General features: G+C 67.6%; 9 protein-coding genes. 7 read left to right on the top strand and 2 right to left on the bottom strand.

Features of this window, described 5'->3' with window-relative positions; all coding sequences use genetic code 11:
• Positions 1 to 89: 89 nt before the first annotated feature.
• Positions 90 to 563, bottom strand: a complete 474-nt coding sequence (locus AC50YC_RS11800; RefSeq protein ID WP_494953699.1) for an Lrp/AsnC family transcriptional regulator — start codon at positions 561 to 563, stop codon at positions 90 to 92.
• Positions 564 to 758: 195 nt separating this feature from the next.
• On the opposite strand from AC50YC_RS11800, the gene pdhA reads away from it, so the two are divergent.
• From pdhA to AC50YC_RS11785, 3 genes are read left to right on the top strand one after another with little or no spacing between them, the layout of a single operon-like run.
• A complete protein-coding gene (gene pdhA / locus AC50YC_RS11795) occupies positions 759 to 1937 on the top strand; it encodes a pyruvate dehydrogenase (acetyl-transferring) E1 component subunit alpha (RefSeq protein WP_494953698.1) in 1179 nt (392 codons plus the stop codon).
• The gene (locus tag AC50YC_RS11790; RefSeq protein WP_494953697.1) at positions 1937 to 2947 is read left to right on the top strand and encodes an alpha-ketoacid dehydrogenase subunit beta; all 1011 of its coding nucleotides are present in this window, start codon (positions 1937 to 1939) and stop codon (positions 2945 to 2947) included. Before pdhA ends, AC50YC_RS11790 begins: the two co-directional genes overlap by 1 nt.
• Positions 2944 to 4380: a dihydrolipoamide acetyltransferase family protein gene (locus AC50YC_RS11785; protein WP_494953696.1), complete on the top strand. Its 1437-nt coding sequence runs from the start codon at positions 2944 to 2946 to the stop codon at positions 4378 to 4380. The genes AC50YC_RS11790 and AC50YC_RS11785 overlap by 4 nt, the downstream gene beginning before the upstream one ends.
• 79 nt (positions 4381 to 4459) lie before the next feature.
• Here AC50YC_RS11785 and AC50YC_RS11780 read toward each other — a convergent pair whose 3' ends face one another.
• On the bottom strand, positions 4460 to 5173 hold the full coding sequence (locus tag AC50YC_RS11780; RefSeq protein ID WP_494953695.1) for an SACE_7040 family transcriptional regulator: 714 nt from the start codon (positions 5171 to 5173) through the stop codon (positions 4460 to 4462).
• A gap of 164 nt (positions 5174 to 5337) precedes the next feature.
• Between AC50YC_RS11780 and AC50YC_RS11775 the strand changes: the two genes are divergently transcribed.
• The 4 genes from AC50YC_RS11775 to AC50YC_RS11760 are packed head-to-tail and all read left to right on the top strand — an operon-like array spanning position 5338 to position 11280.
• On the top strand, positions 5338 to 6945 hold the full coding sequence (locus tag AC50YC_RS11775; RefSeq protein ID WP_494953694.1) for a carboxyl transferase domain-containing protein: 1608 nt from the start codon (positions 5338 to 5340) through the stop codon (positions 6943 to 6945).
• A gap of 7 nt (positions 6946 to 6952) precedes the next feature.
• On the top strand, positions 6953 to 9181 hold the full coding sequence (locus tag AC50YC_RS11770; RefSeq protein ID WP_494953693.1) for an acetyl/propionyl/methylcrotonyl-CoA carboxylase subunit alpha: 2229 nt from the start codon (positions 6953 to 6955) through the stop codon (positions 9179 to 9181).
• 56 nt (positions 9182 to 9237) lie between these two features.
• The gene (locus AC50YC_RS11765) at positions 9238 to 10401 is read left to right on the top strand and encodes an acyl-CoA dehydrogenase family protein (protein WP_494953692.1); all 1164 of its coding nucleotides are present in this window, start codon (positions 9238 to 9240) and stop codon (positions 10399 to 10401) included.
• A 39-nt stretch (positions 10402 to 10440) separates the two neighbouring features.
• A complete protein-coding gene (locus AC50YC_RS11760; RefSeq protein ID WP_494953691.1) occupies positions 10441 to 11280 on the top strand; it encodes a CoA transferase subunit A in 840 nt (279 codons plus the stop codon).
• The last annotated feature ends 2 nt before the right edge of the window (positions 11281 to 11282 follow it).

Here is an 11282-nt window from a genome sequence, read left to right as displayed (position 1 = left end):
AACCGCTGGTGATCCACACCGGCTGACAAACGGCAGGAGCCCCTGTGCAACCGCACGGGGGCTCCTGCCGTTCTGGTGTCCGGGGACCCTCAGCCCTCGGCGGAGCCGCGTTCGAGCAGCGGCTGGATCCGGAACGGGATCAGTTCACCCATGGCCAGGGCGGTGTCCGTCCGGTCCACGCCGTCGCAGGCCAGGATCTTGCCGTTGATCCGGAACAGATCCTCGGCGTCGAGCGCCACCACCCGGAGCAGCAGGTCCGCAGATCCGGTCAGGCCGTAGCCCTCCAGGATCTCCGGAATGTCGGCCAGTTCCACCGCCAGTGTGCCGAGTTTCTGCTGCTGGACGTGCACCGAGATGAATGCCATCAGCGGGTAGCCCAGCGAGACCGGATTGATGCGGCGCTCAAAGGAAAGGAAGACGTGTTTTTTCTCCAGCTGGGCCATCCGGGCCTGCACGGTATTCCGCGACAAACCCAGCTTCTGGGCCAGCGCCACTACGGTCCGTCGTGGGTCCCTGGCCATGGCTGAAAGCAGGCGGGTGTCAGTGCCATCCAAGGGTTGCATAATGCGCAAGATTAGCACGGTGGCTGGCTGCCAGACAGTGCAGAATGCTCAATTTATTCGTAGGTGGTTGTACCCAATGGGCATTGTGAGTAGGGTCACAACTATCCGGGGCAACGGCGCCCGGACGGCCGGCGCGCACCGGGATCACGAGTCCCGCGGGCACCGGTCAGACGACGTCAGAAGGTGCGTACAACTGTGTTTACCGACGACGCGGGCAAGGGCGGCATTTCCGCCGGGGGCCCCGGGAACAGTGCAGAATCAAACAGGCGGACGGGCGGGGATCTCGTCCAGCTCATCACCCCCGGGGGTGAACGCGTAAGCCATCCAGAATTCGATCCCTGGGTCCAGGACGTCAGTGACGAACAGCTTGGCGCGCTCTACGAAGACATGGTGGTGATCCGGCGGATCGATGCCGAGGCCACCGCCCTGCAGCGCCAGGGTGAACTCGCCCTCTGGCCGCCGCTGCTGGGCCAGGAGGCCTCCCAGATCGGCTCGGCCCGGGCCCTGCGTGACGACGACTTCGTTTTCCCCAGTTACCGCGACAACGGTGTGGCCTACTGCCGCGGGGTGAGTCCCGAGGACATCGTCAAGGCCTGGCGGGGCAACGCCCTGGCCGGCTGGGACCCCTACACGGTCAACGTCGCAACCCAGCAGATCATCATCGGCGCGCAGACCCTGCACGCCACCGGCTATGCCATGGGAATCCAGAACGACGGCGCCGATTCGGTCGCTGTGGCCTACTTCGGCGACGGTGCCACCAGCGAGGGCGACGTCAACGAGGCCCTGGTATTCGCCGCCAGCTTCCAGTCCCCGGTGGTCTTCTTCTGCCAGAACAACCACTGGGCAATCTCCGAGCCCGTCCGGCTGCAGTCGCACATCCAGATCGCGGACCGCGCGGCCGGCTTCGGTATCCCCAGCATGCGGGTGGACGGCAACGACGTCCTGGCCGTGATGGCGGCCACCCGGATCGCCATCGACCGTGCACGCCATGGCGGCGGCCCCACCTTCATCGAGTCCGTCACCTATCGGATGGGCCCGCACACCACTGCGGACGATCCCACCCGCTACCGCGACGCGAACGAACTCGAGGACTGGGCCGCCAAGGACCCGATCGCCCGGCTGAAGTCCCTACTGGACCGTAAGGGACTGCTCACCGACGAGCTCGAAACCGCCGTCGCCGCCAAAGCGGACGCCGTCGCCAAGGCGCTGCGGACCGGCACCATCAACATGCCCGAGCCGCAGCCGCTGGACATCTTCAAACACGTCTACAGCACGCCGCATTCCCCGCTGGACCGCCAGCAGGACCACTATTCCCGTTACCTGGCTTCCTTCGGCGATCCCGCAGAAGCCGCTACTGAAGAAGGTGCACGCTGATGACGCAGATGACCTTTGCCCGAGCCATCAATTCGGGCCTGCGCAAGTCCCTCGAAAACGATCCCAAGGTGATCCTGATGGGCGAGGACATCGGCGCCCTCGGCGGCGTCTTCCGCGTCACGGACGGCCTGCAGAAGGACTTCGGCAAGCACCGCGTCGTGGACACCCCGCTGGCCGAGTCCGGCATCATGGGCACCGCCGTCGGCCTGGCCTACCGCGGGTACCGCCCGGTGGTGGAGATCCAGTTCGACGGTTTCATCTACCCGGCGTTCGACCAGATCGTCAGCCAGGTCGCCAAGATGCACTACCGCACCCAGGGTGCGGTCAAGATGCCCATCACCATCCGTGTGCCCTTCGGCGGCGGCATCGGTTCCCCGGAGCACCACTCCGAGTCACCGGAGGCGTACTTCACCCACACCTCGGGTCTGCGCGTGATCAGCGTCTCCAACCCGCAGGACGCCTTCACCATGATCCAGCAAGCCATCGCCTCGGATGATCCGGTGCTCTACTTCGAACCCAAGCGCCGCTACCACGACAAGGGCGAGGTGGACGAGACCCTGGACCTCAGCGCTGCCCTGTCGATGGAGAAGGCCCGCGTCGTCACCGAAGGCACGGACGTGACGCTCGTGGCCTACGGCCCGCTCGTCAAGACGGCCAAAGACGCCGCGCTCGCCGCCGCCGACGAAGGCGTCTCGGTTGAGGTCATCGACCTGCGCTCGCTCGCCCCGCTGGACTTCGCGACCCTGGAGGCCTCGGTCCTGAAAACCGGCCGGCTCGTCATCACGCACGAAGCCTCCCAGACCGGCGGCATCGGCGCCGAAGTGGCCGCCGGCATCACCGAACGCTGCTTCTACCACCTTGAGGCTGCCCCGGTCAGGGTCACCGGCTTCGACGTCCCGTACCCGTACTCAAAGCTTGAAATGCACCACCTCCCGGGCCTGGACCGTATCCTGGACGGCGTCGACCGCGCCCTGGGCCGCCCCAACTCCCTGAGCGGGCTGGAAGGATGAGCGCCACCATGATCAAGGAATTCAGGCTGCCGGACCTCGGTGAAGGTCTGACTGAATCGGAAATTGTCGCCTGGAAGGTCGCGGTGGGGGATACCGTCACGCTGAACCAGATCATCGCTGAGGTGGAAACGGCCAAGGCCGTCGTCGAGCTTCCTTCGCCGTTCGCCGGTGTGGTCGCGGCGCTGCACGAACAGCCCGGCACCGTCGTGGAGGTGGGCAAGCCGATCGTCTCCTTCGAGGTGGAGGGCGACGACGGCGGTCCCGCCGGCGGCTCCGGAACCGCCGGAGGTGGGGGTGCAGAGGCGCCCGCCAAACGCGAACCGAACCTCGTCGGGTACGGCGCGGTCCTCGAGAATTCCGGCCGCCCGGCCCGCCGCGCCCGCACCTTCGCTGCCCCAGCCGCTGCAACCGCGCCGGCGCCGGCGGCTGAGCGCGTCGACACCGCCCCGGTGGTACCGGTGGCTGAGCCGGTGGCCGCCCCGGTGGTTCCGGAGACCGGGCGGGCTGAGAGCCTGCCTGCGTCCCACACCGGGGAACGCCCGCGGTCCACACCGCCCGTGCGCAAGCTTGCCAAAGATCTCGGCGTCGACCTCGCCCAGGTCACCGGCACCGGGGAGTTCGGGCTCATCACCCGTGACGACGTCCGCAACTTTGTCGGCGGGGGAGACCTCCCGGTCGCACCCCGGGACCTGGCCGGTGTCTCCGCCCCGGGCCCGGCGCCGGCGCAGGGTGAGCGGGAAACCCGGACACCGATCAAGGGCGTGCGCAAGTTCACCGCCGCCGCCATGGTCTCCAGCGCGTTCACCGCGCCGCACGTCACGGAGTTCCTGACCATTGACGTGACTCCCACCATGGAGCTGCTGGCGAAGCTGAAGGCCAGCCGCGCGTTTGCCGGCTACAAGCTCACGCCGCTGACCCTGGTGTCCAAAGCCGTGCTCATCGCGCTGAAGAACCATCCCACGCTCAACACCCGCTGGGATGAGGCCAGGCAGGAGATCGTCCAGTACAACTACGTGAACCTGGGCATCGCGGCCGCTACCCCTCGCGGCCTGACCGTGCCGAACATCAAGGACGCGGACCGGATGTCCCTGCTGGAGCTCTCCACGGCGCTGACCGAGCTGACGGACACGGCGCGCGCGGGCAAGACCGCTCCGGCGGAGCTCTCCGGGGGCACCATCTCGATCACGAACATCGGCGTCTTCGGCATCGATGCCGGCACTCCCATCCTGAACCCGGGCGAGGCAGCCATCCTGGCCCTCGGCGCCGTACGGAAGATGCCCTGGGAGTACCAGGACGAGGTGGCCCTGCGCCAGGTCATGACGCTCAGCCTGTCCTTCGACCACCGCCTGGTCGACGGCGAGCAAGGCTCACGCTTCCTGCAGGACCTCGGCGCCATGCTGTCCGATCCGGGCATGGCCCTGGCCATGGTCTAGCGGCCCCCGCGCTTACGGCTGCCGGCTGCACACTCTTGAGGGAGCAGCCGGCAGCCTTTTTGTGTGGCGGGAGAGCTGGCTAGCCGAGTGGTTCGGGGACGGCCGGCGCCATCAGGGCCGCCAAAGCCATGCTCTGCAGCAGCGGCCGGGCCCGTTTGACCGCAATCCGCCGCCCATGGCTGCGCACCGAGTGCGGGGTGGAGTTGATCAGGCCGAAGGTGGCATGGGCGCGCATCCGGAGTTCGGCATCATCGGTTCCGGGGTGCAGCCCGGCCAGGACCTCGACCCAGAGCTCCACATAGTTCCTCTGCAGCGTGCGGACCTCGGCCTGGTCCTCGTCGGCAAGGTTGCTGAAGTCCTGGTCCTGCACCCGGATGACGTCGGGGTTGCTGAGCGCGAAATCCACGTGGAACTCCACCAGCCGGTGCAGCGCAACGGCGGCGCCGTCGGAATCGGCGATCACGCCCCGGCCGCCGTCGAGCAGCTCCTGGCTGACGCTCAGCAGCAACGCCCCGAGGACCGCCTGCTTTCCGGCGAAATGCCGGTAGACCGCCGGCCCGCTGACACCGGCCTCGGCGCCGAGGTCCTCGAGGGAGACGCGGTTGAACCCGTCGGCGGCGAACAGCGCGGCCGCCGAGGACAGCAGCGCCTGCCGGCGGTTCTCCTTGGCCTGGCTGCGCAGGGTGGTTGGCGGCAGCGCCGCGGCAGGCAGGGGAGCAGAGGCCAGGGTTGCATTAGGCAGGGCTGCCGAAGGCTGGGTGCCGATCTGGCCCGTCTCGCTGGGTTCGCTCACCGGCACATCCTTCGTCTCACTTATTTGGTGGCTCATCTGGCGCCGTGTTGGACATCACAGTTAATAGAGACTAACCTAAATCTCAGTTATGCGGTACTAACCGAAATGGCTGGAACGGGCGCACTGCAGGTCCCCAGCATGAAGGCCGAGAACGGAAGCAGTCAATGGAGACAATCGCCAGCCAGGTGGACGCCACCAGCGCCGCCTTCGCCGCGAACCGCGAGGCCCAGCTGGGGCTGGCCCGCGAGCTGAGGGAACGACTCGCCACGGCCGCGCTCGGCGGGCCGGAGAAGTCCCGGGAACGCCACGTGGCCCGCGGCAAACTACTGCCCCGCGAACGCATCAACCAGCTGCTGGATGAAGGCAGCCCGTTCCTCGAAATCGCCCCGCTCGCCGCCAACGGCATGTACAACGACGACTCGCCCGGCGCCGGTGTCATTGCCGGGATCGGGCTGGTCCACGGCCGCCAGGTGCTGGTCATCTCCAACGACGCCACCGTCAAGGGCGGCACCTACTACCCGATGACGGTGAAGAAGCACCTCCGGGCGCAGGAAATCGCCCTGGAGAACCGGCTGCCCTGCATCTACCTCGTGGACTCGGGCGGGGCGTTCCTGCCCAAGCAGGACGAGGTCTTCCCGGACAAGGAACACTTCGGCCGGATCTTCTTCAACCAGGCCAAGATGTCCGCGGCCCGGATTCCGCAGATCGCCTCCGTGATGGGATCGTGCACCGCCGGCGGCGCCTACGTCCCCGCGATGAGCGATGAGACCGTGATTGTCCGCAACCAGGGCACGATCTTCCTGGGCGGGCCGCCGCTCGTGAAGGCGGCGATCGGCGAGATCGTCACGGCCGAGGAACTCGGCGGCGGTGACGTGCACGCCAAGATTTCCGGGGTCACCGACCACCTGGCCGAGAACGATGAGCATGCCCTCCAGATCGTCCGCGACATCGTCTCCACGCTGCCCCGCCCGGCCGCACCCGCCTGGGACATTGACACCGCCGTCGAACCTCTGGCGGATCCGGGGGAGCTGTACGGCGCCGTCCCCACCGACGTCAACGCCCAGTACGATGTCCGCGAGGTTATCGCCCGGCTGGTGGACGGCAGCCGCTTCCACGAATTCAAGAAGAACTACGGCACCACCCTCGTCACCGGTTTCGCGAAGCTGCACGGCCACCCCGTCGGGATCGTCGCGAACAACGGGGTGCTCTTCAGCGAGTCCTCGCTCAAGGGAGCCCACTTCATCGAGCTCTGCGACCAGCGCGGTATCCCGCTGGTCTTCCTGCAGAACCTCTCCGGTTTTATGGTCGGCAAGGACTACGAGCAGGGCGGGATCGCCAAGAACGGCGCCAAGATGGTCACCGCGGTCGCCACCGCACGCGTACCGAAGCTGACTGTCGTCATCGGCGGGTCCTTCGGCGCCGGCAACTACTCCATGTGCGGGCGGGCCTACTCGCCGCGTTTCCTCTGGATGTGGCCGGCCAGCCGGATCTCGGTAATGGGCGGCAACCAGGCCTCAGGCGTGCTCGCGACGGTGAAGCGGGACCAGTACGAGGCCCGCGGTGAGGAATGGTCCGCCGCTGACGAGGAAGCATTCAAGGCCCCGATCAAGCAGCAGTACGAGGACCAGGGCAGCCCCTACTACTCCACCGCCCGTCTCTGGGATGACGGCGTGATCGACCCAGCGGACACCCGCACCGTCCTGGGACTGGCGCTCGACGTCGTCTCCCGCACCCCGCTGCCGGAGACCTCCTTCGGCCTTTTCCGGATGTGAGCCAGCCATGACTCTTTCTTCGCCGACTAAAACTTCCCTGAAGCCCCTCTTCGGCACTGTGCTCGTCGCCAACCGCGGCGAGATCGCGTGCCGTGTGATCCGAACCCTGCGGGCGCTGGGCATCCGCTCGGTCGCCGTGTATTCCGACGCCGACGCCGGAGCCCGGCACGTGCGCGAGGCCGACCTCGCCGTGCGGATCGGCCCGGCCGCCGCGGCCGAGAGCTACCTCAGGATCGAGGCAATCATCCAGGCCTGCCGCGACACCGGCGCCGACGCCGTGCACCCGGGCTACGGGTTCCTGAGCGAGAACGTGGACTTCGCCCGCGCCCTGGAAAAAGCGGAGATCACCTTCATTGGCCCCGGCGTTGAATCCCTCAACGTCATGGGTGACAAGATCCGCTCCAAGAACCACGTCACCGGCTACGGTGTTCCGGTGGTCCCGGGCATCGCCGAACCCGGCATGACGGACGCGCAGCTCATCGAGGCCGCGGCCGGCGTCGGTTACCCGCTGCTGATCAAGCCCTCCGCCGGCGGCGGCGGGAAGGGCATGCACATCGTCGAACGCCCCGAGGACCTGGCAGCCACCCTGGTTACTGCCCGCCGGGTCGCGGCCAGCGCCTTCGGCGACGACACCCTCTTTCTGGAGCGCCTCGTCCTGACCCCGCGGCACATCGAGGTCCAGGTCCTCGCGGACAACCACGGCAACGTGATTCACCTCGGGGAGCGCGAGTGCTCGCTGCAGCGCCGGCACCAAAAAGTCATCGAGGAAGCCCCGTCCCCGCTCCTGGAATCCCTGCCCGACGGCGCGGAAATCCGGGCCCGTCTCGGCGAGGCCGCCTGCAACGCCGCCCGCAGCGTCAACTACAGCGGCGCCGGCACCGTGGAGTTCCTCGTCTCCGACAACGCCCCGGACGAGTTCTTCTTTATGGAAATGAACACCCGGCTGCAGGTCGAACACCCGGTCACCGAGATGGTCACCGGCGTCGACCTGGTCGAATGGCAGGTCCGGATCGCCGCCGGCGAGGAACTCACCGTCCGCCAGGACGACGTCGTGCTCACCGGACACTCGGTGGAGGCGCGCGTCTACGCCGAGGTCCCGGAGAACAACTTCCTGCCGTCCACCGGACATGTCCTCCTGCTGGACGAGCTGCCCGGCCCCGCACCACGGCCAAGCGCCCCCGAGCGGACCGAGGTCCCGGCCGGCCAAGGCCGCATCCGGGTGGACTCGGCCCTCGTGGAAGGCCTCGAGATCTCGTCGAGCTATGACCCGATGATCTCCAAGGTCATCGCGTGGGGTGAGGACCGCACCGCGGCCCTGGACACCTTGGACGAGGCGCTCGCCGGGTACACCGCACTGGGTATCGACACCAACGTCGAATACCTGCGCCTGCTGATCAACGATGCCGACGTCCGGGCCGGGCGGCTCGATACCGGCCTGATCGAGCGGAAGATGCCCGATTTCGGCTTCCGGCGTGTGGACGACTTCGAACTGGTCGCCGCCGCTGTATATGCCCTGGCCATGGAGAAGCACAACACGGCCGCCGTTGACGGACCGTGGCGGCGGCGGGACGGCTGGCGTCTCGGCGCTCAGGCTCCACGAATGGTCAGTCTGGGAACACCAGGCGGCGGCGTCGCCTCCGTTTACGTTCACGGCAGCGCAACCTCGGCTGAACTGACCGTGGCGGTCGGCGACGGCCCGCAACGCCGGGCGTCCCTGCAGTTCCGCCGGCGCAACGACATGGTGCTGACCGTGGACGGTACGGCCCGGGCCTACCGCCTTGCCCCGGTCTACGCCGGACCGGTCACGCCGACCCGGGACAACCCGACGCCGGGGGTCCCCACCGAACTCTTCCTCGGCAACGAGGGCTGGTCCTGCAAGCTCGATGTGCTGACCCGCGAGACCCGGCTGGCCCGGGTGCTGGCAGCCATCGACCGCGAGGAGGGCGCTGCCGACCCGGCGGTGCGCTCACCGATGCCCGGCACCGTCGTCTCCGTCTCCGTCAGCAACGGCGACACCGTGGAGGCCGGCCAAGTGCTGCTCTCCGTTGAGGCTATGAAGATGGAACACCAGCTGGTGGCGCCGCTGGACGGGACCGTGCACATCAGCATCAGCTCCGGTGACCTGGTGAAGGCGGACCAGGTCCTCGCGACCATCCACCCCGCCGTGCCGGTCGAACCGTCGAAAGCCGAAGACACCGTCGAGGAAGCCGCCATCGCCATGGGCGCGGCGGAGTAACACCCAGCAGCTTCAGCACCACTTCACCGACAAGCACCACAGACAAAGGAGTCACCATGCCGGATTTTGAACTCAGCGAGGATTACCAGGACCTCAGCGACACGGTCCGCGAATTCGCCGACCAGGTGGTGGCCCCGGTGTCCGCCAAGCACGACGAGGAGCACAGCTTCCCCTACGAGGTCGTCTCCCAGATGGCGGACATGGGCCTGTTCGGACTGCCGTTCCCGGAGGAATTCGGCGGCATGGGCGGCGACTACTTCGCCCTGGCCCTCGCCCTGGAACAGCTTGGACGCGTGGACCAGTCCGTCGCCATCACCCTGGAGGCCGGAGTCTCCCTCGGCGCCATGCCGATCCACCGTTTCGGCAACGCCGCCCAGAAGGAGGAGTGGCTGCCGCTGCTCGCCTCCGGCAAGGCGCTCGCAGGCTTCGGCCTGACCGAGCCGGAAGCGGGATCGGACGCCGGCGGCACCAAGACCACCGCCAAGCTCGGCGGCGGCGAGTGGGTGATCAACGGCAACAAGGAATTCATCACCAACTCCGGCACCGACATCACCCGCCTCGTCACCGTCACCGCGGTGACCGGCCAGCAGGAGCGTCCGGACGGCAGCATCAAGAAGGAAATCTCCACCATCCTGGTGCCCACCGATACGCCCGGCTTCAAGGCCGAGAAGGCCTACAACAAGGTCGGCTGGAACGCCTCGGACACGCACCCGCTGACGCTCGACAACGTCCACGTCCCCGAGGCAAACCTGCTTGGGGCCCAGGGCCGCGGCTACGCCAACTTCCTCTCCATCCTCGACGAGGGCCGGATCGCGATCGCGGCGCTGGCCGTCGGCGCGGCCCAGGGCTGCGTGGACCAGTCGGTGAAATATGCCAAGGAGCGCAGCGCGTTCGGGCAGAACATCGGCAAGTACCAGGCCATCGCGTTCAAGATCGCCCGGATGGAAGCCCGGGCCCACACCGCCCGCCTGGCCTACTACGACGCGGCGGCACGGATGCTCGCCGGAAAGCCGTTCAAGACGCAGGCGGCCATCGCTAAGATGGTCGCAGGCGAGGCAGCCATGGACAACGCGCGGGACGCCACCCAGGTGTTCGGCGGCTATGGCTTCATCAACGAATTCACCGTGGCACGGCACTACCGCGACTCCAAGATCCTTGAAGTCGGCGAGGGCACCACGGAGGTCCAGCTGATGCTGATCGCCCGCGAACTGGGGCTCTGACCGGCCCGCTGGCCGCAACCGTCGAGACAAGGATCAACGATGATTAACAAAGTTGTTGCCAGCGCCGCCGAGGCTGTCGCGGACATCCACGACGGCGCCTCGCTCGCCGTCGGCGGGTTCGGGCTCTGCGGCATCCCGGTGGCCCTGATCGAGGCCCTGCACCAAAGCGGCGCCACGAACCTGGAGACCGTGAGCAACAACTGCGGAGTCGACGACTGGGGGCTCGGGATCCTGCTGAAGGACGGCCGGATCCGCCGCACCATCAGCTCGTACGTGGGGGAGAACAAGGAGTTCGCCCGGCAGTACCTCGCCGGCGAGCTCGAGGTGGTGCTCACCCCGCAGGGCACGCTGGCGGAGAAGCTGCGCGCCGGAGGCGCGGGCATTCCGGCATTCTACACACCGGCCGGCGTCGGCACCCAGGTGTCCGACGGCGGCCTGCCACAGAAGTACGACGCCGACGGCAACGTCGCGATCGCCTCCGCGGCCAAGGAGGTGCGCGGCTTCCACGGCACCGACTACGTCCTCGAGGAGTCGCTGACCCCGGACTTCGGCCTCGTGCACGCCTGGAAGGGCGACCGCCACGGCAACCTCGTCTTCCACGCCACCGCGATGAACTTCAACCCGCTCTGCGCGATGGCCGGGAAGATCACCATCGCCGAGGTCGAGGAACTCGTGGAGCCGGGAGAACTGGATCCCGAACACGTCCACATTCCCGGCATCTTCGTCCAGCGCGTGGTGCTCGCACCGGGGGTCGAGAAGCGGATCGAGAAGCGGACGGTGGCCTTGGCTGCTGCGTCCGCGCCCGGCAATGCAGCGGCCACCTCACCCGGCACGGCTGCCGGCACCGAAGCCACAGCAGCAAACCAGTCAGGAGCCTAGGC

It is taken from the genome of Pseudarthrobacter sp. MDT1-56 (genome assembly GCF_059383555.1).
This window is presented reverse-complemented; position numbering and strand designations above follow the sequence as displayed.